21 protein-coding genes and 2 CRISPR repeat arrays are annotated in these 26,022 nt (G+C 43.9%); of the genes, 20 read left to right on the top strand and 1 reads right to left on the bottom strand.

Features of this window, described 5'->3' with window-relative positions; all coding sequences use genetic code 11:
* The first annotated feature begins 317 nt into the window (after positions 1 to 317).
* The 14 genes from csm6 (at position 318) to CBW42_RS12380 (ending at position 15,757) form a co-directional block, all read left to right on the top strand.
* Positions 318 to 1,652 carry a type III-A CRISPR-associated CARF protein Csm6 gene (csm6, locus tag CBW42_RS12440; protein ID WP_087022107.1) on the top strand — a complete coding sequence of 445 codons (1,335 nt, stop codon included), beginning with the start codon at positions 318 to 320 and terminating at the stop codon, positions 1,650 to 1,652.
* Positions 1,653 to 1,711: 59 nt separating this feature from the next.
* Positions 1,712 to 2,540: direct repeats of the CRISPR family, unit length 32 nt; unit sequence TTTTCGTCCCCCGCAGGGGTATGAGTTGGTTC.
* A 99-nt stretch (positions 2,541 to 2,639) separates the two neighbouring features.
* A CRISPR array of direct repeats spans positions 2,640 to 3,207; the repeat unit is 32 nt; unit sequence TTTTCGTCCCCCGCAGGGGTATGAGTTGGTTC.
* 247 nt (positions 3,208 to 3,454) lie between these two features.
* Positions 3,455 to 5,797: a type III-A CRISPR-associated protein Cas10/Csm1 gene (gene cas10, locus CBW42_RS12435; RefSeq protein ID WP_165761179.1), complete on the top strand. Its 2,343-nt coding sequence runs from the start codon at positions 3,455 to 3,457 to the stop codon at positions 5,795 to 5,797.
* 98 nt (positions 5,798 to 5,895) lie between these two features.
* On the top strand, positions 5,896 to 6,297 hold the full coding sequence (csm2, locus tag CBW42_RS12430; RefSeq protein WP_330395863.1) for a type III-A CRISPR-associated protein Csm2: 402 nt from the start codon (positions 5,896 to 5,898) through the stop codon (positions 6,295 to 6,297).
* Positions 6,298 to 6,312: 15 nt separating this feature from the next.
* Positions 6,313 to 6,981 (top strand): type III-A CRISPR-associated RAMP protein Csm3, encoded by a 669-nt coding sequence (gene csm3 / locus CBW42_RS12425; protein ID WP_087022100.1) that lies wholly within the window; start codon positions 6,313 to 6,315, stop codon positions 6,979 to 6,981.
* Complete coding sequence (gene csm4 / locus CBW42_RS12420; protein ID WP_087022098.1) at positions 6,962 to 7,951, top strand: type III-A CRISPR-associated RAMP protein Csm4; 990 nt, start codon at positions 6,962 to 6,964, stop codon at positions 7,949 to 7,951. Before csm3 ends, csm4 begins: the two co-directional genes overlap by 20 nt.
* Positions 7,948 to 9,027 (top strand): type III-A CRISPR-associated RAMP protein Csm5, encoded by a 1,080-nt coding sequence (gene csm5 / locus CBW42_RS12415; protein WP_087022094.1) that lies wholly within the window; start codon positions 7,948 to 7,950, stop codon positions 9,025 to 9,027. Before csm4 ends, csm5 begins: the two co-directional genes overlap by 4 nt.
* The gene (gene cas6 / locus CBW42_RS12410; RefSeq protein WP_165761178.1) at positions 9,024 to 9,770 is read left to right on the top strand and encodes a CRISPR system precrRNA processing endoribonuclease RAMP protein Cas6; all 747 of its coding nucleotides are present in this window, start codon (positions 9,024 to 9,026) and stop codon (positions 9,768 to 9,770) included. The genes csm5 and cas6 overlap by 4 nt, the downstream gene beginning before the upstream one ends.
* A 1,376-nt stretch (positions 9,771 to 11,146) precedes the next feature.
* Positions 11,147 to 11,365 carry a hypothetical protein gene (locus tag CBW42_RS12405; protein WP_087022088.1) on the top strand — a complete coding sequence of 73 codons (219 nt, stop codon included), beginning with the start codon at positions 11,147 to 11,149 and terminating at the stop codon, positions 11,363 to 11,365.
* Between the two features lie 18 nt (positions 11,366 to 11,383).
* Positions 11,384 to 12,577 carry a hypothetical protein gene (locus CBW42_RS12400; protein WP_087022086.1) on the top strand — a complete coding sequence of 398 codons (1,194 nt, stop codon included), beginning with the start codon at positions 11,384 to 11,386 and terminating at the stop codon, positions 12,575 to 12,577.
* Between the two features lie 45 nt (positions 12,578 to 12,622).
* Positions 12,623 to 13,006 (top strand): hypothetical protein, encoded by a 384-nt coding sequence (locus CBW42_RS12395; RefSeq protein WP_087022079.1) that lies wholly within the window; start codon positions 12,623 to 12,625, stop codon positions 13,004 to 13,006.
* A 111-nt stretch (positions 13,007 to 13,117) separates the two neighbouring features.
* Positions 13,118 to 13,510, top strand: coding sequence for a hypothetical protein (locus CBW42_RS12390; protein ID WP_087022076.1), 393 nt, complete (start codon positions 13,118 to 13,120; stop codon positions 13,508 to 13,510).
* Positions 13,510 to 14,271, top strand: coding sequence for a hypothetical protein (locus CBW42_RS12385; RefSeq protein WP_087022073.1), 762 nt, complete (start codon positions 13,510 to 13,512; stop codon positions 14,269 to 14,271). The genes CBW42_RS12390 and CBW42_RS12385 overlap by 1 nt, the downstream gene beginning before the upstream one ends.
* A gap of 330 nt (positions 14,272 to 14,601) precedes the next feature.
* Complete coding sequence (locus tag CBW42_RS15055) at positions 14,602 to 14,949, top strand: transposase (protein WP_242969783.1); 348 nt, start codon at positions 14,602 to 14,604, stop codon at positions 14,947 to 14,949.
* Positions 14,900 to 15,757 (top strand): IS3 family transposase, encoded by an 858-nt coding sequence (locus CBW42_RS12380; RefSeq protein ID WP_242969879.1) that lies wholly within the window; start codon positions 14,900 to 14,902, stop codon positions 15,755 to 15,757. The genes CBW42_RS15055 and CBW42_RS12380 overlap by 50 nt, the downstream gene beginning before the upstream one ends.
* A 111-nt stretch (positions 15,758 to 15,868) precedes the next feature.
* Here the strand turns inward: CBW42_RS12380 and CBW42_RS12375 are convergent, their stop codons facing one another.
* Positions 15,869 to 17,146 (bottom strand): hypothetical protein, encoded by a 1,278-nt coding sequence (locus CBW42_RS12375; protein WP_087022070.1) that lies wholly within the window; start codon positions 17,144 to 17,146, stop codon positions 15,869 to 15,871.
* Positions 17,147 to 17,241: 95 nt separating this feature from the next.
* Here CBW42_RS12375 and CBW42_RS12370 point away from each other — a divergent pair, with 95 nt between their 5' ends.
* The 6 genes from CBW42_RS12370 to CBW42_RS12345 all read left to right on the top strand — a co-directional run bounded on the left by CBW42_RS12370 (position 17,242) and on the right by CBW42_RS12345 (position 25,881).
* A complete protein-coding gene (locus CBW42_RS12370) occupies positions 17,242 to 17,445 on the top strand; it encodes a helix-turn-helix domain-containing protein (RefSeq protein ID WP_087022066.1) in 204 nt (67 codons plus the stop codon).
* A 69-nt stretch (positions 17,446 to 17,514) separates the two neighbouring features.
* Complete coding sequence (locus CBW42_RS12365) at positions 17,515 to 18,084, top strand: hypothetical protein (protein WP_087022063.1); 570 nt, start codon at positions 17,515 to 17,517, stop codon at positions 18,082 to 18,084.
* Positions 18,085 to 19,045: 961 nt separating this feature from the next.
* Positions 19,046 to 19,936 carry a Fic family protein gene (locus CBW42_RS12360; RefSeq protein ID WP_087022060.1) on the top strand — a complete coding sequence of 297 codons (891 nt, stop codon included), beginning with the start codon at positions 19,046 to 19,048 and terminating at the stop codon, positions 19,934 to 19,936.
* Between the two features lie 79 nt (positions 19,937 to 20,015).
* Positions 20,016 to 21,581: a type I restriction-modification system subunit M gene (locus CBW42_RS12355; RefSeq protein WP_087022058.1), complete on the top strand. Its 1,566-nt coding sequence runs from the start codon at positions 20,016 to 20,018 to the stop codon at positions 21,579 to 21,581.
* On the top strand, positions 21,581 to 22,774 hold the full coding sequence (locus tag CBW42_RS12350) for a restriction endonuclease subunit S (protein ID WP_087022055.1): 1,194 nt from the start codon (positions 21,581 to 21,583) through the stop codon (positions 22,772 to 22,774). Before CBW42_RS12355 ends, CBW42_RS12350 begins: the two co-directional genes overlap by 1 nt.
* Before the next feature lie 17 nt (positions 22,775 to 22,791).
* The gene (locus CBW42_RS12345) at positions 22,792 to 25,881 is read left to right on the top strand and encodes a type I restriction endonuclease subunit R (RefSeq protein ID WP_087022052.1); all 3,090 of its coding nucleotides are present in this window, start codon (positions 22,792 to 22,794) and stop codon (positions 25,879 to 25,881) included.
* The last annotated feature ends 141 nt before the right edge of the window (positions 25,882 to 26,022 follow it).

Below are 26,022 nucleotides of genomic sequence, written 5' to 3'. Positions count from 1 at the left end.
AAACTCTGCTAATCCAATACAGAGATAGAGATGCCAACGCAAAATTCTCGTTGTGGTTAAACATATTTTTAGAGGCGTAATGATTTTTTCCAAATCCAGTCAACCATATGCGACTCAAACTTACATCTGTTTCATGTATTTCAAGAAAGATAGATTTAGCATATATTGAAACAATCATGCTTGGAAGCTGCAATACATCAGTAGCAAAGCACATTTCTGCTACACGTACTATTCACTATGCAGCTATATGAACCACTTGAAGAACGACCTTCTGCGGTGTAAGATTATTGAAAACGGGTAAGAGAGGAGAAGAATGGATGAAAGTATTGTTTTCCTGTGTCGGTACCACCGACCCCATCCGCGGCATGCATGACGGAGCGATGCTGCATATTATGCGGCATTACCGTCCGGATGCTGTTGTCATGTATGTATCCCCGGAAATGAAGGCTCATGATGCAAAAGATAACCGATATGCGCTGGCTTTTGAGAGTATCCAGCAGCGTTATCCGGACTATCATCCCGAAATTCATCGCATTGATGGAGATGCCGTTGATGTATCGGAATTTGACAGCTTTTATGAGCCGTTTCAGAAAATCGTAAAAGACTGGAGTGCACAGTATCCTGACGCAGAAATTCTGTTAAATCTCAGTTCCGGCTCGACACAGATGAAAATGACAATGGCATTGCTGGCTATGGATCTGCGTTATCGAACAAAAGGTATACAGGTGAAAAATTTTGAACAACGTTCGGGAACCTCTGAACGAAGTTCTGAGGATAACTATGATATTCATGCTGAAATTGAATTAAATGAAGATGATGACGATGCTTCGCCCAACCGCTGCAGTGAACCTGATTTATTTTTGATCCGCAGAAATGAAGAACGGCAGCGAGTCAAAGCCATGCTTGACCAATACGATTACAAAGCATTGGAAGCCATGCGGGATGCGATTCCGGCGGACTGCCGGAAACTGGTCAGACATCTGGCACACCGGTCAGATTATGATTTCGCTCAAGCAGAACAACTTGCAGAAAACCTTCCGGTTCCCTTTTGCCTGTTTCCAATGCGTCCGTGCAAAAGCTGGGCAACAAAGCGGGCATACCGGGAAGAATCAGAGTATCTTCTCTGTCTCGAACTAATGCAGAAAACTGGTGCACTGACAAATTTTGTTTTGCGATTAAATCCACTGGTTTTACGTCTGCAGCAGGCATATTTAAAGCAAATCTGTTCCTTTGACTGTGGACAAATTACCATACGCAAAGGGAGCCATGTCCTGATCAGTCGGGACAAAATACGCGCATTGCATCCTGCGCTGGAAACATATCTGGATCAGCACTTTAATATTTTCCGTGATAATACTGATATCAGCATTGTGTTCTGTAACGCACTGCTGGCTTATCTCGGAAAGGCTGACACAGAAGAAGGAAGGCTGTTTACTGCATTGGAAAAGCTCAACCAGAGCCAGCGAAATGCCGCAGCGCATACCCTCAACAATACTACAGAGCAAGATATTTATGACCTCATTGGCTTCGGCAGCAAAAAGCTGGTGGAAAAGCTGGAGGCTCTGATACAGGAAATTTATGCAGACCTGTGCGATCCAAAGTTGTTCCGCATTTATGACACCTGCAACGAGTATATTTATCAAAGACTGTAATACAAGTCCATAAAAAGAGCAAAGCAGTGATCTGTCAAACAAGGCAGACCACTGCTTTTTTGTTGTCCCCCGCAGGGGTATGAGTCGGTTCAGCAGTATCAGGTATTCACGCTGTATTTTCTGGCTTTTCGTCCCCCGCAGGGGTATGAGTTGGTTCATGTGAGAAAGGATGTTTTATATGAAGTACGAAATTTTTCGTCCCCGCAGGGGTATGAGTTGGTTCTTGGCAGAATTGCCTGCCACGAAGATACGTGCAAGTTTTCGTCCCCCGCAGGGGTATGAGTTGGTTCCGGAAGAAACAACCAGCGAGCAGATAACAAAGCTCTTTTCGTCCCCCGCAGGGGTATGAGTTGGTTCGGAATCAATAAAGATAAAATTGATAAATACTCTGTTTTCGTCCCCCGCAGGGGTATGAGTTGGTTCTGCGGGCTTTACTGTAACTTCAACATCAGTAAGCCTTTTCGTCCCCCGCAGGGGTATGAGTTGGTTCGGCAATCCGTTCAAAAAGTTGAAGACCGCGTGCCGTTTTCGTCCCCCGCAGGGGTATGAGTTGGTTCCTCATAATACAATTTCCAGATTATTCGCTTCCGTTTTCGTCCCCCGCAGGGGTATGAGTTGGTTCTTATGCCGTACAGAACGGCTCAAGTTTTGATTGGTTTTCGTCCCCCGCAGGGGTATGAGTTGGTTCCGGATTGCGGCGCTGGAGCAGGGCGGTGTTCCGGTTTTCGTCCCCCGCAGGGGTATGAGTTGGTTCAGAAAAATACACAATGGTTATCTGCACAATGCAGGTTTTCGTCCCCGCAGGGGTATGAGTTGGTTCCGGAAAAAACTGTGGAACGTGTGCGGCAGGCAATTGTTTTCGTCCCCCGCAGGGGTATGAGTTGGTTCGGCGCATCAGTACAGCAACCATACAACGGTGAAGTTTTCGTCCCCGCAGGGTATGAGTTGGTTCGTCGGATGCAGTTGTTTCCGGGGCAGAAGAACCTGGTTTTCGTCCCCCGCAGGGGTATGAGTTGGTTCGCCTTTGCGGTTACTTCATCCTCGCCACAAAAACGTTTTCGTCCCCCGCAGGGGTATGAGTTGGTTCGAAAGGAGAATGATTATGAAACCGAAGAATGCATTTTCGTCCCCCGCAGGGGTATGAGTTGGTTCCGAAAGGAACATGGAGGAATGGTATTGGATTCGTTTTCGTCCCCCGCAGGGGTATGAGTTGGTTCCCGAATCCCTGAGAAATTCCCTGAAGGAGGGTACGTTTTCGTCCCCCGCAGGGGTATGAGTTGGTTCCTCTCCGCTTGTATTACTATTTGATGGCGTTTAGGTTTTCGTCCCCCGCAGGGGTATGAGTTGGTTCTCCACGCAGAACTGTAGAAAATTGGGAACGCAAGGGAGTTTTCGTCCCCCGCAGGGGTATGAGTTGGTTCGCTTGGAACCGTGGAAGCCGGTCAGGGTTTTGCATGTTTTCGTCCCCCGCAGGGGTATGAGTTGGTTCAGAAAAAATACACATACTGTTATATCTGCACAACTTTTCGTCCCCCGCAGGGGTATGAGTTGGTTCAGCAGAAATCGCCCAAAAGAATGAAACTCTCCGGCAGTTTCTTGTCTTTTATTATAATCAGTTTGAAAGTCAAACACAAGTTTTTCTGTCAATCCTCCTGAAAACGCGTTAAAAATCAGTGCGAACCGCGCTGATGGCAGAAAAATTTCAGGAGATTTTTACTATATTCGCACATTTTGTTGAAAAACTGCATAAATCCTGCTATAATATACCCGTTGATTTTTGTGCAAAAGAGAGGTGCTTGCCTGTGCATTTCAATCATCAAACAGTAAAGATTACCTTCAGCAGTCTGTTGCATGATATCGGTAAAGTGGCATATCGCGCCGGAGAAACCGGGTCACACAGTGAAAGCGGCTATCGCCTGCTGAAAGATATCGTAACCGATTCGGATATTTTGGACGGTGTCCGATATCATCATGCCAGAGATTTGAAGCAGGCTTCTGTACCGCTGGATTCACTGGCATATATTGTCTATCTTGCAGACAATATTGCAGCAGCGACAGACCGCAGAAAAAAAGAAGAGAACAACGATTCTCAGCAATTCCGCAGGGATTTACCTCTGACCGCTGTGTTCAGCCATATGAATGGAAATTCACGGAACTATGAACTTCCTTTGACGCGGCTGGATGAAACCTGCACCATGCCGAAGCCGTTCGGCACCTTCCACCTCACAAGCGTGGAATATCAGGCTTTCCTGCGTGAACTGCTTCATGGTCTGGAAGGTATTGTGATCGAGGCTCCGTGGATGAATTCCGCGCTCTCCCTTTTGGAAGCATATACAAGCTCCATGCCCTCCAGTACCAATACAGAGGAAAGTGCGGATATTTCTCTGTTTGACCATGTAAAAATAACCGCCGCAGTTGGCGCCTGCATCAGCGAATATCTGCTGGAGCAGAACGAAACTGATTACAAAAAGCGATTATTTACACATCAGGATGTATTTTGGCAGGAACAAGCATTTTTGCTCTATTCCGCTGATTTCTCCGGCATTCAGAGCTTTATCTATACCATTGCTTCATCCAAAGCATTAAAGGCTCTGCGAAGCCGTTCCTTTTTCCTGGAACTGCTGATGGAGCATTATATTGATGAGGTTCTGGAGGGCTGTGGTCTGTCCCGTGCCAATTTGCTGTACAGCGGCGGCGGACACTGTTATCTGCTCCTGCCCAACACGTCAAAAACCATTGACGCATTGCACAACACAAAACAGGTGCTGAATACTTGGCTCCGGCAAAATTTTGGAACCCGATTGTATCTGGCAGATGGTTTTACAGCATGTACTGCAAATGAGCTGACCAACCAGCCTGCCGAACAGGCGCCTTATAAAGAGATTTTCGCACGGGTTTCCCATGCGATTTCCATGAATAAAATGCACCGCTATTCAGCAGATGATCTGCGTGAACTTAACGACGGGAAAATTCCCACAGATGGAAGGGAATGCAAAATCTGTGGCATAACCTCACATTTAACCGGCAGTGGCGATGCCTGCAAGTGCAGATGGTGCACCCGGTTCGAGGCTCTGTCTACCCGGATTCAAGATGCAAACCGGGATATTTATGTAATATTCCGCGGTTTCTCTGAACAGGCTGACCTTATTCTTCCTTCGATTGACGGGGTGGTATCCGTTACATTAACGGACGAAGGCTGCGCAAGAAAGCTGCTTGCGGAATCTGCAAATATTGTCCGGGTTTATACAAAAAACAAGCTGTATACCGGCTTAACCTACAGCACAAAGCTGTACATCGGTGATTATCATGACAGCAATCTCATGGACGAACTTGCAGAAAAAGCAACTGGTATTTCCCGGAATGCTGTCTGCCGTATGGATGTGGATAATCTGGGTATGGCACTGGTCGCAGGCTTTGAACAGGAGCATCCGTCACCGGAGAAACGATATCAATACGTGACGCTGTCGCGTACGGCAGCTTTTTCCAGACAGATGTCATTGTTCTTTAAATATCATATCAATTCGATTCTGCATGGACTTGCGGTTACGATTGTTTATTCCGGCGGTGACGATGTCTTTTTGGTCGGTGCTTGGAATGATATTCTGGAAGCAGCACAGATAATACAAAGCAAATTTGCGGAATTTACCTGCGGCACGTTGACACTGTCAGCTGGTATTTTGATCCACGATGTCAAAGATCCCATTCGCCGCGCAGCGGCGAAGTCGCAGGAGTTGGAGGCTTTTTCCAAACAGCAGCCGGGCAAAAATGCAGTGACTGTTTTTGATGCTTCTCCGGATTTCTGCTATACCTGGACGGATTTTTCCGAAAAGGTAATGGGAGAAAAGTTTGAGCTGCTCCGAGCCTTCTTTGATGCACAGAAAAAACAGGAAAATGGTAGAGGAAAGGCATTCCTATACCGCCTGCTTGACCTGCTGCGAAACAGCAACGAGCAGATCAATCTGGCCCGTTTCGCCTATCTGCTCGCTCGTATGGAACCGACAAAAGATAAAAATGCACAACGGCTCTATAAAAATTTTTCAGAAAACATGTACCGTTGGTATATGCAGCCAGAGGATCGAAAGCAACTGATTACTGCAATTTATATTTATGTTTACCTGACAAGAACGGGGGAGAAAAACGAATGACATACAACAGTTACGGAAACCGTTCCTCCCGCCCGCAGAGAAATGATCGCAGCGGGCCGCGGTATGACAGGAAGGAACAGTCGTCCGCTGTTCCGGAAATCAAACCGCTGGATGTCCCGGAAGACTATGTAGATGCTGCGGAACAAGTTATGAAGCATCTCGGGCAGCCGGATCGCCAAAATCCATCCCGGCTGCGTTTTTCCATCACGACAAGCAAAATTAGAAATATTTTGACGCTTGTGAGTGATATTTATAACGTTGAGAGTCGCCGGACTGCAGAAACTATGCTTCCAGAGAGCAATGCAAAGCTGCAAATGCTTCGTATTCGCATTTTATATGAGGCAGGACGTGATGAGCGCGATGTGAAACCGTTTGTTGAAAAAAGCAAACTGCTCGAATATATCAAGGGCATTCAGATGAATCGTGAAAAATTCATCCAATTTGCTCATTATATGGAAGCGCTGGTTGCCTATCACCGGTATTACGGCGGTCGAGATTAAAGGAGGAACTTTTGCATGTATGGTAAATTGATTCTGGAATGCGAGCTGCTGGTTCGCACGGGTATGCACATCGGCGGAAGTTCTGTATTCTCTGCAATCGGTACAGTGGATAGCCCGGTTATCAGTGATCCCTATTCCGGCAAGCCAATCGTTCCAGGCAGCTCGTTAAAAGGCAAGCTTCGTACGCTTCTGTCGCGCAGCATTCATCAGGATATTGAACATATGCCGGATTTTGATGAGGATGCAGAAGAAATCTGCAAATTATTCGGTTCCAGCAAGCCTGTCCGCACTGCACGGCTTCAGTTTGCAGATGCCTTTGTCTGTAACGAAGAGGAGTTGTCTTCCATTGGACTGACGGAAATTAAATTTGAAAATGCAATCAACCGCAAAAATTGCGTCGCAAATCCCCGGCAGATTGAGCGTGTTGTTCCGGGCGTAAAATTTGCTGTCCGCATCGTTTATGATGTACAGGGCTCACAGGAGGATGCTGAAAAGGATATGCGTCTGCTGGCAAAGGGCATGAAGTTGTTGCAAATGGATTATCTCGGCGGACATGGCACACGCGGCAGCGGCCGTGTCAGCTTTCAAAATTTCCATCTGAAAAATTTTGAAGCAGTCCTGGACACCTCTGCATTGGAGGATATCTTTAAGGAAGTTGAAACGTATGAATTACTGCCTGTTTAATTTATCCTTTACCTCTCCGGTGCATTTCGGCGATAGCGAACTGGCGCACAGTCTGGATACCAGCGGAATGACCTGTCATGCAGACACTTTATTTTCCGCACTGTGTCATGCGGCCTATTCTATCGGTGGGACACAGAAAGTAGAATGGCTGATCAATGCAGCCAAACAGGATCGGCTTCGCCTTTCCGATTGCATGCCCTTTGACCGGAAGCATTTTTATCTGCCCCGTCCGTATTGGCTTCCGAAAAAGAAGCTTGAGCTACAGTCCGGTGACAGAAAAGCATTGAAAAAAGCGGAATGGATTCCTGCTTCTGAAATGGAATGCTGTCTGGCTGCCCTGCGCGGAGAACGGGCATATGACTGGCTGAATGCGAAAAACAAGAGCAGCTTTGGTAAAGATATTACTACAGAACGCGCGGCTGTGATTGAAAGTGAAGATGCCAACCCCTATGCTGTTGGAGCGTATTGCTTTGCGGAAAACACCGGTCTCTATTTCATCCTGCAGTATCAGTCAAGCGAGGAAAAAGATACAATCGAAACTCTGGCAGAAGCTCTCGGTTACAGTGGGATCGGAGGAAAAAGCAGTTCAGGTTACGGCAAGTTTACGTTGGATGATCCTATTTTGTTAAACGATCCGGAAGATCCATACGATGACGACACCGTTTGGCTGTACACGGCACTCCACAACGAAGCCGCAAATCACTGTCTTCTTGTATCCACAGCACTGCCTGCTGCCGGAGAATTGGATCATGCCCTGGAAAACAGCAATTTTCAGCTTTTGCGCAGAGGTGGTTTTTCACATCCGATTTCTTCCAATAGCTCGCTACGTAAAAAGAAAACGCAATATCTTTTCTCCCCTGGTTCCGTCTTTACGTATCGCTTTTCCGGCGACATCTTTGAAGTCGGACAAACGGAATTACATAAAATCTACCGTTATGGAAGACCGATTTTTCTGGGGGTGACGCTATGAAAACGCTCGCACATTTGCAGGAATATACGCTGACACTCACTGCACTTTCACCAGTTTTTGTCGGCTCCGGTGACAGCTACCAAAAGACCGAATATCTGTTTGATCCCTCCCGGAAGCTGGTGTCCTTTGTCGATAAAAACCGGTTTTTCCGTTTTTTGTTAGAAAACGATCTGACCGATCGGTATGAAGCTTTTATTTTAGGTCCGGGAAATAAAAATCTCAGTGCATTTCTGAAGCATACATGTAGATTATCTGAAGAGCAGATTGGCAGCTTTACCGGAAAATCCGTATCTGCCGCGGATGCAATCGATGAATCGCATTCTTTGAAAGAAATCCAAGCATTTGCCAAATTACCCGACGGAAGGGCATATATACCTGGGAGTTCTGTCAAAGGATGTCTACGCACAGTTCTGCTGACGGACATGCTCCTGCGAGATACAATGCTCGACCGCACGGACTCTTCCGACAGCAAATGGGCAGAGCACCTTGAAGAACAGTATCTGCATACACTGCATTGTACCTCAAAGCAGAGCAACGCCGTCAATAGCATCATGCGAGGACTTGCTATCTCTGATAGCGCGCCAATTGATGAAGAAGATATGATTCTCTGTGGAAAGATTGATCTGCTGATCAACAACGAGGAGAATGTGATCAATGTGGTCAGACAGTGTGTTGCTCCGGGAACAAAGATTTCTTTCCAAATCACTCTGGATCAGTCAGTCCTAAAAAATGAGATTACGTTGGAATCCATCCAAACTGCGATTGATTGCTTCGATTCTTTTTATCGAAAAACCTACAACGCAAAGTTCCCGCAACCAAGCGCCTATGATACAGCCGACTCGTTTCTGATTCTCGGTGGCGGCAGCGGATTTTTTAGCAAAAATCTGATATATCCCTTTTACAAGGACACTCCCCAAAAAGCTGTCAAAGAAGTCTCCCATATTCTGTCTCGAAGCTTTAAAAAGCATGGGCACGAGAACGATCACAACATCGGTATCTCCCCGCACACACAGAAGCTCACGGAATATATGGGAGAAGAATATGCATTGGGTTTATGCAGGGTGGAATTGTCATGATACAGAAATTCAAACTCACAGTCAAACAACAAAACGGAAATCCGGTTCCCTCCTTCTGGTCATACCGGATGTATTCCGCCATACTGGAGCAGTTTCCACCTGTATTTGTCGATCTTCTGCATGAGCAAGGATATACTGGTATCAGCCAGTACATCTCTTTTGAGCGTGAAACAGGTCAGAGTATCTGGACGATTTCCCTGCTGCAGGACACAGCTATTGAATCGGCAGCGCCGGTATTAATGGATTTGGATTCACTTGACCTGCACGGTGGGACTATATCCATCGTAAAAAAGGAAATCTATCCGTCTTTTTCTGCGAAAGAGTTGCTTGAATTCTCGGCGAATAGTCCAGATGCAAACCTGATCAAACTGATCTTTCCGAATACTACATCATTTAAATCAAATGGACGGTATGCTATCTTCCCCAGCGAGGAACTGATCCTTCACAGCCTGATGGACAAATGGAATGCTGTTTTTCCGGAATGTGCTATGCAAGATATGGATGCGTTTCGACTGCTCTTACAGGGAATTCACATCCGTGAATATAAGCTTCGAAGTAGCCGATATCGTTTAAAACAGACAGCAATTCCTGGATTCAATGGAGAACTGATACTTGGAGCAAGACTTGCAGCGCCAATGATGGAACTATGGAAACTCCTATGTGCGTTTGCTCAATATTCTGGCATCGGTATCAAAACAGCATTAGGCATGGGTGGAACACAGATTGATTATGTCACGATCTAATACAGATAAGAAATCTTTTTCAGTCAAAACCACCGGTTGAACCGGTGATTTAAACAGGACCTACAAGGCCCCGTTCTTGTGATCCTCCTCCAAAGTCAATCAGATTATTATTTCTGCGGCCTCCCACTCGGGGGGCTGTTTTTTTGCAGCTTTTTGCTTGCTCTTTTGCCTCGCGGTCTACAAACCCCTTCATACTCAATTGATCATTCATTATCTCTTCCTGCAGTTAATTGCGAATTGGATGTATGTTAAAAGTGGACAAGTGAAGTATAATAGTGGACAAATCAAAAGGAGTGATAGCATGTCTGCCAAGAAGCAAAACAAATATACCCTAGAATTGAAACAAACGATCTTAAAAATTTTTATCATTCAAAGTCATTGATTATCGCGTTTCGCAAAAAATGGATCGCTTTCTGGCAATTGCTACCCTCCGTGATGCTGTTGCTGCCAGAAATCCTTTTTGAAACAAAGTCTTTTTGCTTACATCAATGGCTTCTACAATTCTCTCAGACCCGATTCTCATAATCGCAGATTGTCTTCCATTCAGAGAGAAAATCTATTTTTCTCCTGATTTTTACCTGTTCGCTTCATTGGCTATGATTCAACGAGATTCTCAGTTGTCGGAGCGGATAAAAACTAAATTTTAGGAATGTATCTTTTTGGCAAATTCGAAGGATGAAACGATTTGCGGTGAGCGAAAAAAATATCATTTGTGCAAATTACACAAACTAATTTGCGATTATTTATACAAATTAACCATAGAACATGAGAATAGTGATGCTATAAATACATGGCAATATCAAACAATAATGTGCAAAAATATACGGAAAGTATTGTACAATATTCACAAACAAAGGGGCGCTTCACAACTTACTGATGGCCGTAAGGGCGCAGATGAGTTGTGGACAAAGATTTTTTGCAACACACAATGGAGAATTAACAGAAAGTGGAACATAAAATTTTGCCTTTGTTTCTGAAAGAATGCAAATATGTTCTAATAATCAGCAAAATATGGGGTAAATCGGCGGATTTTATTCGCAAAAAGTTGAATCATGGAAAAGAAAGTGCTTTTTTAAAAAATATCTTTTAATTTTTTTGCAAAACGAAAACAGAAAATCACACGCTTTGTGTAATTTTTCAAGGGAGGCTCTTCTCGTGTATATGAATACATAATATGTATGGTGTGAAAAAATGGCTTCAAAAAATGGCGTAAATAAATGGCTTGAAAAAATGGCTTCGGAAAAAGCAGATGAGACTGTACAGGCCAGATTTGCTGATGATAGTGAGGTTACGCTTTCCAACGGGGTCATAATTTCCGTGACCCATTTGTCTTTGTTGTTTTCATTTTTTTAATACCCACGAGAGGAGGTGCCAGAGTGAAGAGATATTACATTGTGCGCGAGCGAAAATATAAGAAATTTACCAGCTACGTCATTTATGAACGTGAATACCGGACGGAAATCTGGAAACGGATTCGCAAGGTTCGTTATCACGAGTACTATGTTGGCAGTTACAGAGACTACCAGTTAGATAATTTACAGGATAACGACATAAAAGAGGCTATTACAAATTACAAAGAGCGACATTCAAAATAAAAGGAGAGATATAGAAAATTGTCAGAAGTTTGCGTTGTTGACTCAATCATGGGAACGGGGAAAACTCGCTGGGCTATCCAATATATGAATGAGCATCCGGAAGAGAATGTTCTGTTCGTCACGCCATTTCTGGACGAATGCGAACGCATAAAAGCAGAGGTAAACCATACGGTGTATATCCCAACGGTTAAATCACAGGATCACATGAAGCTGGATGATGTAGCGGAGTTGCTAGCGGCAGGTAAAGATATCGCATCCACCCATGCGCTTTTCCGCCGCTACGATGATAGATGCAGGACAGCCATACGACAAAATGAGTATGTGCTGTTTCTCGATGAGACGCTCTCGGCGGTGGAAGAGTACAAACTGAGTCGTAAAGACGATATTCGCAGCCTAAAAGAACATCAAGATATCGTCGTTGAACCGGATGGAATGTTGAAATGGACAGGCGACGAACTGGATACATCATATAATGAAATCCGCACAGTTGCCAAAAATCACTGCTTGTTTGAGGTTAATTCGACCTTTTATGTTTGGCAGTTCCCGCCAGATATTTTCCAGCTATTTAAGCGCGTGTACGTGCTGACCTATCTGTTTGAAGGAAGCATTCTCAAGACGTATTTTGATATGCACGGAATTGAATACAGCACTGTGAGTGTTGCCAGTACAGGGCAAGGCTATACTCTGATTGATTATTACAAGCCAGATAAATCGGCGTTTCGGGAGAAGATACACGTATCAGGAGAAATATTCGGAGCAGCGAATAGACTACAGAAGAACTCGGCTCTTTCTGTCACATGGTATAAAAATGCCTCAAAGCAGACGCTTAAAGACTTGCAGGATAGCATTTACAATTTTTTGCACAACAAATGCCATGCAAAAGCTGATGAGATTCTGTGGACAACTTTTAAGGATTATAAGTCAAAACTCAAAGGGAAGGGATATACCTCATCTTTTTTGGCTTGTAACACTCGCGCAACGAATGCTTACGATAATAGAAAGTATCTTGTTTATGCTGCAAACATTTATTCCCATCCCGGTATCGAGAATTACTTTTTTCAGCACGGGCATGAAATAGATGAAAACAAGTACGCTTTGAGCGAGATGATACAGTGGATTTGGAGAAGCGCTATCAGAAATGGGGAAGATATCTACATCTATATCCCGTCCAGACGGATGAGAGATTTGCTTTTAGAATGGCTGAATGATTGACTGTAACACCACCGAGGTGTTAAACTTGCAAATTTTCTTCACGTTTTGTGGCGTTTTTACGGATTTTCGTTAAAAGGAAAAGAAGGGTTTAATGAACAGATTGAAATAGAAGTAACCGCGCACGACTCGTGCGCGGCTGAAAAGATATTACTCATTAAAAAGGGGGTGCTTATCATCGCAGACATCAAGATACCAGAAGGACTGTTTTACGCACTGGAAGCATATTTTCTGCAAGGACGTTTTGACAAACAGTCTGAATGTGAAAATGGCGTGTATTTGAAGAAACAGCAGATGGACGCGCGTTACTATTACGAGCAATTCAGAAATGCAGAGTCCGATAAGGAGGCTAACGCATATTGGAAATTTTACACAGACGCGAAATTAGAGGTTGCACGGATGAAGGAACTGTTGAATTATCCCTCTGGATGAGATTTCAGATACAGAAGCGGAGGTACTACAGTTTTATCCATTTTTTAAAATTTGTTTTTGAATTATAATCACAGGTTCGCAGGTTGTGTTATAATAAAACGAGGTGATATTATGTATCAGTATTATAATCCGCATCCCAAGGGAAGCAAAACCGCCAAAGATTGTGTCAAACGAGCTGTGTGTAAAGTAACCGGTATGGATTACATGTCAGTGCAGCGCATGTTGAACCGCATCAAAAATGAGATTGGTGCAGAGCATTTTAGCTGTAAAAGCGTAGGAGAAGAGCTTGGAAGACGAAGTGGTTGGGGACGCATTATCTTTGACAAGTGGGGTGACTACAGTATGATGGATGGAAAAACGTTTTGTAAAGAGCATCCACATGGCAAGTACATATTGAAGATGCCGCGTCACTGGGTAGCATGTGTTGATGGAGTTTTATACGACACATGGGATTGTTCTGATGAAGGCGTTTGTGATGCATGGGTTATCGAGGAGGCACAGTGATGTTAGATTTAGCAGTTGCACTGGCGATTGGTGTGTTTTCAAAGGCCGCTTTTACCGATCCGAAACGGAAGCAGGCCGGAGAACATTTGGATATGATGAAAAGGCAGGAAAAAGAAAAAGATGAGTGGGAAGAGCTGCAATACTTTAGAAAGATCCGGCGCAGTGTAGAGAAAATTGCAGAATTAAATGACAACCCTATTTCTCTTATCTATAGTGTAATCCGAGGTAATCATTATAATAGTAAATATGTATCCGGGATGGGAACGCAACCAACATATCGCTCAGATAAAATTTTAAAGCAGATCGGCATGACAGAAGAAGAGTTTTATGTGTGGATCGTAAACCTGTGGGCGAATGACGAGAATGTAAAACATATATACAGAAAGAAATGTGATAATACCGCTTATATTTCGATTCACTATGACAAAGTTGTGGCAGGAAGAAAAATGAATGGAGGAAGTATTTATATTCCTCTAGCCAATACAGCATACTGGGAGTGTAGGGACTCTCTTGACATTGATCGTTCACGAGAGTGGGATGAAAAATCGTATGGATACAAACTGGAAGATAAATTTATTCAGCTCGATCCAGATGCGCTGCTGCGTAAGTATCCAAAGGATTTAATGGACATCGTAACAGGCAACACAGAGTGGCGCAAGTACGAAGATAAGTGTGGGTTCTTATTGACTGCTCCTCCGCGTCCAAAAGTAGCTCCGCATTACGATTGGGAAGATGAAGAAGAATGGCAAGATTGTGATTGAGAGGTTGCAAATACTTTCATCATATTGAAGCGGTGTAACTCACCGCCCTATTTTTTATATTGAAGTTGAAAAGCCTGTCCCCATACTGACAAAGAATCGAGTATGGGAACAGGCTTTATAGTGACTGCTTTATTATGTGTACATCCAAGTAATGCTTAATTTCTCATCATCACAAGATAAATTGATGTAATAATGCGTATTATTCAGGCTCCAAGTATGTTGCCCTTCCTGCGGTTCTTTATAATGGTCTCATAAATTAAGACACTTTTTCGGACAGATTTTAATGAATCTGATATACTTAAACCAGTATGTAAGAAAGGAGCCATTATCATGTCCAGACAGAGAAGAAGTTTTAGTGCCAAATTCAAATCAAACCTTGTAATTGAGCTGCTTAAGGGTGAGAAAGATCTCAATACCCTGGCAGCTGAAAATAGCATCCAACCAAATCTGCTCCGTAACTGGAAAAAGGAGTTCCTGAACAATGCTTCGGTTGTGTTCGACGACAAGCGCGAGGAAAACCTCAAAGAAAAGCTTGCCGAAGAGCGAAAAGAGAAAGCGGAGTATGCCAAAAAGGTTGGTCAGTTAACCATGCAGGTTGACTGGCTCAAAAAAAAATCTGAAGAAATTTGTGGACCTGACTACGAGAGTAAGTTTAGTCCAAAACCTTTTGACGACTAAGGAAATTCCGGCTTCCGTTGGTGCCAGGTTGCTTGACATCAACCGTACAAGCATTTATTACACGGGCACCCCTATTTCAGATGAGGAACTGGCCTGCAAAGAGATCATTGATCATCTCCATACAGATAATCCCACTTGGGGCGCAAGACAAATGTCTGCACAGTTAAAAGCCCGTGGTTACCAGGTTGGGCGCCGCAAGGCAAGACGCTACATGAATGAGATGGATATTTACCCGATCTATCCAAAGGTGAATCTTTCCAAGCGAATGCAGCAGGCGAAAGTATGTCCATATCTTCTTCGTAATGCGGTCATAGACAAGCCAAATCAAGCATGGTCTATTGACATTACATATATCCCGATCAAGCGCGGATTTCTGTATCTGACAGCCGTGATCGACTGGTATAGCCGTTGTATTGTCGGCTGGGAAGTGGATGACACACTTGATACCAGAATGGTTATCAGTGCCCTGAAAAAAGCTTTCAAAGTGGCAAAACCTCAAATCCTGAATTCAGATCAGGGTTGTCAGTTTACAAGTCAGCAATACATTGACTTTGTAAAGGAAAACGGCATCCGTCAGAGTATGGATGGAAAAAGTCGCTGGGCAGACAACATCATGATTGAACGCTGGTTCCGCAGCTTCAAGTATGAGGAAGCCTATCTGACACAGTACAACAACATCAGGGAAGCAAGAGCTGCTATCGGACAGTATATCCACATCTACAACTTTGAGCGGCGCCATTCTGCACTTGATTACCAAACACCGGCTGAATGCTACTATCCGGCAATGTTGATGCCATATGTAGCTTAGCATATATTGAATCTGGGGAGTGCTCCACTGTTCTCCACATGTTCCTTGTAACTTGTCCACTATATCAGTTCATTATAAAAATCTTAGATTTTTGTCTTGACAACTGAGCCACTATACTTTCGGTTGATATTCTTCACCATACAATAGTGTCATTTGTTCCACAAATTTCTCTATGGAAGCATCGTCGGGTTTATCAGCTTGCCACGAAATGTAGTCGAATACGCCAACTGAATTATGCATTGCGCTAAAAGATACGGTTCCAGTGATTCCGTTGATATCAGTCGTTCCGGATAAAAGTGTTTTTCCAAACAGTGAGTAATCTTTTACTGTTATATTAGATGGTATATGTTCTGAGGTTTGATTTAAGCAATTTGCAAAGGAATAGGCTTCAACGATTTCTTTGGTTTCATCATCGAAATAGGGACGATCTTTTTTGGATGGAATAAGCATAGAGAGAGTTTGCTCTGCTGTCAGATAAGCATCCACCTTGCTTTGCTCTGAACTGTTATACGAGGTCAGAGTTCCGGTAGGTGTGAGCGCTAACTCAGCCAACGAATTGAAAGCTGTGCTTAACTCGACAGCGGCGTCATAGCATTTATTCATTTCGTCCGGGCAAGATTGTAATTCCTGCATGATTTGTCTAATGCTGCTTTGAGTATCTTCAATATCAGATAAATTTTTCTTGATTTCTGTATCGGCATATATGTTTTGAACAGCGTCATTGAAATCGGAGGTGTTCTTCAGATATTTTTCGGTTTCATCAGAAGAATCATTATAGATTTTGTCATGCCATACATTATAGGTCAGCACACAGACACTTTCAGCTGTAGAAGCTCCTTGATGAGCTTGCAGGTATAGACGGTAAAAGTTATCGATATAGTCATTATACTGTTGGACAGCTGCAATTTCAGCTTCTTGCTCTGCTTGGATTTTAGAATTTCTGTAAGTAATTGCTGTACAAGATATGATACAAATCAAAACAACGATCCCGGCAACAATGCCGATTTTCTTTTTATTTAGTGGCTTGCGTGTTGGTTGTGTGCTGGTGTCCTGATCATTGGTGTCAGCAGGAGCAATGTCGATTGTGACCGGATTTTCTATTGAAGAAGTTGTGGGATCAGATGGAAGTTCTAAAGGAGCAGAGGCTTCCAGCTGGCGTTTTTTTGCGCGAGAAATGCGCCGATGGAGATAGATGCCCAGTGCGATTAAAACAATGCCAAGGATATCGCCCGCAACGCATGTTTCGAGGAAACCATCAGATGCAATATCCTCATACAGCAGTGATTCGTATGTCGCAAGTCCAGAAATCGCCAATGTGCAGATTCCAGCAGCCAGAAGCATGATTTCAATGATTCGTGAAATTATGGTTTTAACTTTTTGCTGATTCATTTTTATCCCTCCCTGAATAATCTTTCTCCATTATACTCAATATATTAAGCATAGTCAACAAATTAAGTATGGTAATCTTGATGCGGTGATTGGTTATGATCTCGTATCGACCGTTCTATGATACGTTGTTTAAGAAAAATATTACGGAATATCATTTGATTTTTAAGGAAGGTATATCTGCCAATACGTTGCATCGGATGAAAAAAGGGCTTCCGATCACGACGAAGACCTTAGATACACTTTGTTTTATTCTGAATTGCGAAGTATCAGATATTATCTGCCATGATAAAAGCAAGTGATTTTAGTACAGATACTATAGAAACCCGTGTTCTGCAAAGAATACGGGTATTTTTTTGCTGTTAAGGAGGATGTTTGTATGTATAAACAATATCAGCCGGGGAGGGAGCAAGGAAAGTCTTGCTTTACTCTTCATGGCGCTGGACAAGACATTTGAAGTAAAACTAAATCAAAGTAAACCGTTTGTCATTCTCGTAAAGCAATGCCTGGCGGATTACGGTTATGAAGCGAAAAGCGTTCCTTTGTCAGAAGAGCATAAAGGAGACCTGCATGTAACAGATAGATTGACAGGGGAACGATTCTATTTAGAGGTCAAAGCGGATTCGAGCATTGCAAACACACATAACATGTATATCGAATTACGGGTTGACCGCAACGGAAAAAAGTCCGACGGATGGTATCACTATGATTACTCACGGATTGCCGTAGTTGATTCATCGGCAAAAGTAAAGAATCCTGCAAACAAAAAGAGTATTTACATTATCGACTGGGAGAAAATGAAAACAGAATTGGATTTGGATGATTCACGCTGCAAAAAAATCCGACATTTAGTGGATGGTAATTATAATACGGCACTGCTTGTTCCTTTACGGTATATTATCGCGCGTGGATGGCTACTGGACGAATTTTTTATGATGTAAATGACTGGCGGCGGGCGGTCGAAGAAGCTAAAAATTAAAACTCAATTTTTAGAAATCCTGTATGAGAAACAGACCTATTTCTTTCAGCTTCAAAATGTGGTACAATATCAAAAAACAAGGAGGGGGATAAATTCATGGCTTTAATTACGTGCATCGACTGTGGGCAAAGTGTATCCGATCATGCAGAAATCTGTCCGCATTGCGGATGTCCTATATCTTTGTCTTTAGAGAATCAGAAGACCAGCACCAACAATAATATTTTCTATAAATGTCCTTTATGCAAAAAACCATATCCAAATGGTGCATTAAAGTGCAATGTGTGTGGATATACAACTTTGCATACGCCACCAAAACCCAATACTCCAGAATGCCCATATTGTCATTCTCACGACACGAAGAAGATTGGATCGGGTGGTAGGACGCTGTCGCTACTAACTCTCGGACTGGCGGGCAGCAAGATTGGAAAGCAGTGGCATTGTAAACACTGCGGCAGTGATTTTTGAAAAGAAATTTCATGTTCGTTGAAATCATTGACAACGCAAACTGAAAATGATGGTATAATAAAAAAGAGGCACACATGACAAACGGTGCGTCCTCATCAAGATGGTTAAGAATTAACCGCCTGGTTTCCTACGCTGGGGCGGTTACTTCTTTTTATATACAGTTATCACAAGCGTGTATTGGAACGTTGCTTCATCGTAGAACATAAAAGAAACTGCCCTCTGGAAACAACCGCAGGTGGTAGTTTGAACACATCTGTCATCACATAATTATTGTGATTATAATCTCATTTTTATGTACTTTGGCGTATTGGAAGGTTTGCTTTCTTTGTGTAAAACTTCCGGATGCGGCAAAAACACATGGCATTGAAACTAAATCGGTTGAATTTATTGCCGATAATGTGCTATACTATACAGTAGAAAAGTGTGAAAATCATTTTGAGATAAGTGGAGGAGAGCAGATGCGATACCTTTCAGTTACTGAAATAGCAAAGAAATGGAATATCTCGGAACGCAGTGTGAGAAACTACTGCGCTCAGGGGCGTGTTCCGGGTGCTTTCCTTACCGGCAAGACCTGGAATATCCCGGAGAATGCAGAAAAGCCGGAGCGCTCCAATAAGAGAAAGGAACCCCCCGTCACTTTGCTGGATATTCTGCGGGAAGAAAAAACAAACAAATATTCCGGCGGTATTTACCATAAGACACAGATCGAGTTGACTTATAATTCCAATCATATCGAGGGCAGTCGCCTGACGCACGATCAGACCCGGTACATTTTTGAAACCAATACCATCGGTGTGGAGAATGAAGTCCTCAATGTAGATGATGTGCTTGAAACGGCAAATCACTTCCGGTGCATTGATATGATAATTGACAATGCAAAAGCGGCACTGAGCGAGAAGTTTATCAAGGAGCTTCACCTGATTTTGAAGAATGGAACCAGTGATTCCAGAAAAGAATGGTTTGCTGTAGGCGATTATAAAAAGGTGCCGAATGAAGTGGGCGGCATGGATACGGCCTTGCCGGAAGAAGTTGCCGATCGAATGAAAGCTCTGCTGACGGAGTACAACGCAAAGGAAGAAAAGACTTTTGAAGATATTTTGGACTTCCATGTAAGATTTGAGCGAATCCATCCGTTTCAGGACGGCAATGGACGTGTGGGCAGACTGATTATGTTTAAGGAGTGCCTGAAATACAATATTGTTCCGTTCATCATTGAAGATAATCTGAAGATGTTCTACTATCGTGGTCTGAAAGAGTGGGACGATGAAAAAGGCTATTTGACGGATACTTGCCTATCTGCACAGGATCGATATAAAGCGTATCTGAATTATTTCAGGATTGAATATTAAGCGGAGGAAGTTTCGTGCATGTGCTATTTGAAATTCTGCACTTTCCTCAACGAAGCGATTAAAAAAGGAGAAAAACAACATGATCGATACAAAGAAAGAACAGGAGCGTGACGAGCTGCATCGTGCGATCTGGGCAATCGCTGATGAGCTCCGTGGTGCCGTGGACGGATGGGATTTCAAAAACTATGTCCTTGGCACGATGTTCTATCGATACATTTCTGAAAACCTGACCAATTACATTAACGACGGCGAACAGGAAGCCGGAAACGCAGCGTTTGATTATATCCAGATGAAAGATGACGAAGCCGAAGAAGCCCGTGAGGGCTTGGTGGAAGAAAAAGGCTTTTTCATTCTGCCGTCTGAGCTGTTCTGCAATGTCACTCGCAGAGCGGACAATGACGAAAATCTGAACGAGACCTTGGAGCGTGTGTTCAACAACATCGAAGCATCCGCAAAGGGTTCTTCCTCTGAAAGCAGTTTTGCCGGTTTGTTTGATGACTTTGATGTGAACAGCAACAAGCTCGGTTCTACCGTGGCAAAAAGGAATGAGCGCCTCGCCAAACTTCTGCATGGTGTAGCCAATATGAACCTTGGTGATGTGAAAGACCATGATATTGATGCGTTTGGCGATGCTTACGAATATCTGATGACCATGTACGCATCGGGTGCAGGCAAGTCCGGCGGGGAATTCTTTACCCCTGCCGATGTTTCTGAACTGCTGACCAGACTCGGTACAGTTGGCAAGACGGAAATCAATAAAGTGTATGACCCTGCGTGCGGATCGGGTTCTCTGCTTCTGAAAACTGAAAAAATACTTGGCAAAGATGCAGTCCGAAACGGCTTCTACGGACAGGAAATCAATATCACAACCTACAACCTGTGCCGTATCAATATGTTCCTCCATGATATTGGATTTGATAAATTTAATATCGCCTGTGAGGACACTTTGACCGCACCGCAGCATTGGGACGATGAGCCGTTTGAGTTGATTGTCTCCAATCCTCCGTATTCGATCAAATGGGCGGGAAGTGACAATCCACTGCTGATTAACGACCCTCGTTTTTCTCCGGCCGGCGTTCTCGCACCGAAGTCCAAGGCTGACCTTGCTTTTATCATGCACTCCCTTTCCTGGCTTGCGTCCAACGGAACGGCGGCGATCGTCTGTTTCCCCGGCATTATGTACCGTGGTGGTGCAGAGAAGAAAATCAGAAAGTATCTGATTGACAATAACTATATTGACTGTATCATCCAGTTACCGAGCAACCTGTTCTTCGGAACTTCCATTGCGACCTGCATCATGGTTTTGAAGAAGGGGAAACCCGACAACAAGACCCTGTTTATTGACGCATCCAACGAGTGCATCAAGGTTACGAACAACAATAAGCTGACCCCGGAAAATATTCAGCGCATCGTGGACACTTTTGCCAATCGCGAGGAAGTGGCACACTTCTCCCATCTGGCAACCTGTGAGGAAATCGAGGAAAACGACTACAATCTTTCTGTTTCCACCTATGTGGAAGCAGAGGACACCAGAGAGAAAATCGACATTGTGAAGCTCAATGCCGAGATTGAGGAAATCGTTGCCCGTGAACAGGTTCTGCGTGATGAGATTGCGAAGATCATCGCAGAAATTGAGGTAGGATGATGAGCAGACTGGCAGAATTGATACAGGAGCTTTGTCCTGATGGAGTAGAAATTCTTTCTCTAAGTGAAGTGGCTCATTATGCAAAATCGAGGATTGACGCTTCTGAAGTCAATGAAGATACTTATGTTGGAGTAGGAAATCTCCTTCAGAATAAGCAGGGAAAAACGGTTGCAAGCTCTGTCCCTACATCCGGTGCAGTTATTGCATTTAATTGTGGAGATATTTTGATTGGCAACATTCGCCCATATCTCAAAAAGATATGGTTGGCAGATTGTGACGGTGGAACCAATGGTGATGTTTTGACGGTTCAAATAAACGAACTGGAAAAACTCATGCCAAAATTTCTCTACTACGTCTTGTCTTCTGACCAGTTTTTCCTTTACGATATGCAGAACTCGAAAGGGGCAAAAATGCCGAGAGGGAGCAAGGAAGCGGTTATGAAGTATTCCGTTCCAGTGCCACCGTTGGAAGTACAGAGTGAAATTGTCCGGATTCTGGACAATTTCACGGAGCTTACAGCGGAGCTTACAACGGAGCTTGCAGCCAGACAAAAACAATATAGCTATTATCGTAATCACTTGCTTTCATTCAATTCAGAAATTCCCTTTGTCAAATTAGGTGATTTCTGTGATCTGCTTACCGGATTCCCATTTGATAGTTCGCAGTTTGTGAATCAAGGAATTTGTTTGATGCGTGGAATGAATATAAAGCGTGGCATTTTAGAGTTTAATGATGATATAGACCGTTACTGGGAAAATAGCAATGGACTGGAACGCTTCTTGCTTGAAGATGGTGATATTGTAATTTCTATGGATGGTTCTCTTGTTGGAAAGAGCTACGGAATGGTTCGTCAGGATAATTTACCGTTGCTTCTTGTTCAACGAGTAACACGAATTAGGACAGAAAAAGCCAATATCAGATATGTGTACCATTATATAGCCAGTGGTTCCTTTACATGCTATGTTGAGAAGAAAAAAACCGGAGGAGCAATTCCACACATCAGCTTGAAAGATATTGCTAATTTCTCAATTCCGCTGCCCGAACTTGATGTTCAGAACAGGCTTGTGGATATTCTGGACAACTTCGATGCCATCTGTTCTGACCTCAATATTGGTCTCCCTGCGGAAATCGAAGCAAGAACAAAGCAATACGAATATTATCGGGATAAGCTGCTCACGTTCAAGGAGAAATAAACAAAGGGGGATACTGTATGAGCACTTACAACATCATTGCCGCAAGCAATGAAAGTACCGTGGTCGCTGAATATACGCCGGAAAGCTCACGCTCTGACAGTTTTCAGAGCGAGGCGGCTCTTGAAAAGGAATTCGTCCGCCTGCTGACCGAACAGGGATATGAGTACCTTACCATCCATGACGAGAACGGTCTGATTGCCAACCTCAGACGGCAGCTGGAACTGTTGAACAGCTATACCTTTACGGACAGCGAGTGGCAGCGCTTCTTCACGGAAACGCTTGCCAACGCCAACGAGGGCATTGTTGAAAAGACCCGAACCATTCAGACCGACCATGTAAAGGTACTTCGCAGGGATGATGGAACTTCCAAGAATATTCAGCTCATCGACAAAAAGAACATTCACAATAATCGTCTGCAGGTAATCAACCAGTATGAAGAAACCGAGGGCAATCACGACACACGATATGATGTGACCATCCTTGTCAATGGCCTGCCCCTTGTCCATGTGGAGCTGAAACGCCGCGGTGTGGCAATTCGTGAAGCCTTTAACCAGATCAAACGCTATCAGCGCGACAGCTTCTGGGCAGCAAGCGGACTGTATGAGTATGTTCAGATTTTCATTATCTCCAATGGTACGCATACCAAATATTATTCCAATACCACCAGAAGTAGCCACATCAAGGAGATGGGCCAATCTGAAAAGCAGAAATCAAAGAAAACAAGCAACAGCTTTGAGTTTACTTCTTTCTGGGCAGACGGCAACAACAAGGTCATTGCAGACCTTATTGACTTTACGAGGACATTCCTTGCCAAACACACAATTTTGAATGTGCTGACCAGGTATTGTGTGTTTACCACGGAAGATATTCTGATGGTTATGCGGCCTTATCAGATTGCGGCAACAGAACGTATTCTGAACCGCATTGAGGTTTCAACAAACTACAAGAAGATGGGAACGATAGATGCCGGAGGATATATCTGGCACACCACAGGAAGCGGAAAAACGCTGACTTCATTTAAGACGGCACAGCTTGCGTCTGCCCTCCCTTATGTGGACAAGGTTCTGTTTGTGGTCGATCGAAAAGACCTTGACTATCAGACCATGAAAGAATATGACCGTTTTGAAAAAGGCTCTGCCAACAGCAACGCTTCCACGAAGGTGTTGCAGAGACAGCTTGAGGACAGAGACGAAAAAGGCGGCTTCCACAAATACAAAATCATTATTACTACCATTCAGAAGCTGGATAACTTTGTAACCAAGAATAAAGGACATGAAGTATTCAGCAAGCATTGCGTTATCATCTTTGATGAGTGCCACAGAAGCCAGTTCGGAGATATGCACGCTAAAATCGTGAAGGCGTTCAAGAATTATCATCTGTTTGGCTTTACAGGCACACCGATTTTCGCAGCCAATGCAGCGAAAGGAAAGCATATGGCGATGCTGACCACGCCGCAGACCTTTGGCGACCAGCTTCATACCTATACCATTGTGGACGCGATCAATGATGGCAATGTTCTTCCGTTCCGTATCGACTATGTGAACACGGTCAGGGAGAAAGACAACATCAAGGATAAAAATGTTTCTGCCATCGACATTGAAAAAGCAATGGGTGCGCGGGAGCGTATTCGGGAAATCGTCAAATACACGCTGGAACATTTCGACCAGAAAACCAAACGCAATAGCTTCTACTCCCTGCAGGGCAAACGCATGGCAGGGTTTAACGCCATGTTCGCTGTCAGCTCCATTCCCATGGCAATGAAGTATTACAAGGAGTTCCAGAGACAGCTTGCGGAAAGCCACCGTCAGTTTACGATTGCTACGATTTTCAGCTATGCCGCGAATGAGGATGACCCGGAAGATGTTCTGCAGGAGGAAGGCTTTGACACCGATGCTCTTGACCAGACTTCCCGTGACTTCCTTGAAAGTGTCATCCGGGATTATAATCGGGTATTCAACACCAACTTCGACACTTCTTCTGATAAGTTCCAGAATTACTACAAAGACCTGTCCATGCGTGTGAAGAACCGGGAAGTTGATCTGCTGATTGTTGTGAATATGTTCCTCACAGGCTTTGATGCTACAACGCTCAATACCTTGTGGGTAGATAAGAACCTCAAGATGCACGGACTGATTCAAGCGTATTCCAGAACCAACCGCATTTTGAACTCTGTTAAGACCTACGGTAATATTGTCTGTTTCCGTGACTTGCAAAAAGCTACGGACGATGCAATCGCCCTCTTTGGTGATAAAAATGCAAGCGGCATTGTGCTTCTCAAGAGTTTCAATGACTACTGGAACGGCTACGAGGACAACGATGGCAAATACCATCCCGGCTATATTGATTTGCTTGAAAAGCTGGAAACGGAATATCCCTTGGGAGAGCAGATTGTCGGAGAACAGGCAGAGAAAGAGTTTATCAGGCTGTTCGGCACAATCCTGAGTATGAGAAATATTCTTGCATCCTTTGACCAGTTTGCCGAAATGGACAGTATTGCCGCAAGGGATTTGCAGGACTATCAGAGTATATACCTTGACCTCTACGACAAGTACCGCAGAAAAGGCGCTGGAGAAAAAGAAGATATTACAGATGATATTGAATTTGAAATTGAGCTGATCAAGCAGGTGGAAATCAATATCGACTACATACTGATGCTGGTTGAGAAGTATCATGACGGCAACTGTGAGGATAAAGAAATCCTTGCTTCCATCCGCAAAGCGGTTGATGCAAGCATACAGCTCCGCAGCAAAAAAGAATTGATTGAAGCCTTTATCAGTCAGGTGAATGTCGATACACAGGTTACTGCCGATTGGCGTCGCTTTGTTCTGGAACAGGAAGAAAACGACTTGAAAGAAATCATCACAACGGAAAAGCTCAAGCCGGAAGAAACCAGAAAGTTTGTTGACAATGCGTTCCGTGACGGGGCATTGAAAACAACGGGAACAGAGATTGATAAACTCATGCCCCCTGTATCACGCTTTGGTGGCGGTGGCAGAGCCAAGAAAAAGCAAGGGATCATCGAGAAGTTGAAAGCGTTCTTTGAAAAATACTTCGGACTGGGAATTACAGAGTTCAGAGCCGAGTGTTCTGATGAACTGAAGCTGTAACAGAATGCTTATTACAACTGCCGGAAACATCGGAAGGCGGATTCACGATACCCGGAAAGCTGCGGTTCGGCCGGAGATTGATGGAATATACCATATCCGTGCTGCAGCGCGATTGCAAGAAGCACAAAGATGTTAAACATT

Origin of the sequence: Butyricicoccus porcorum (genome assembly GCF_002157465.1) — a bacterium.
Classification (GTDB): Bacteria; Bacillota; Clostridia; order Oscillospirales; family Butyricicoccaceae; genus Butyricicoccus_A; species Butyricicoccus_A porcorum.
This window is presented reverse-complemented; position numbering and strand designations above follow the sequence as displayed.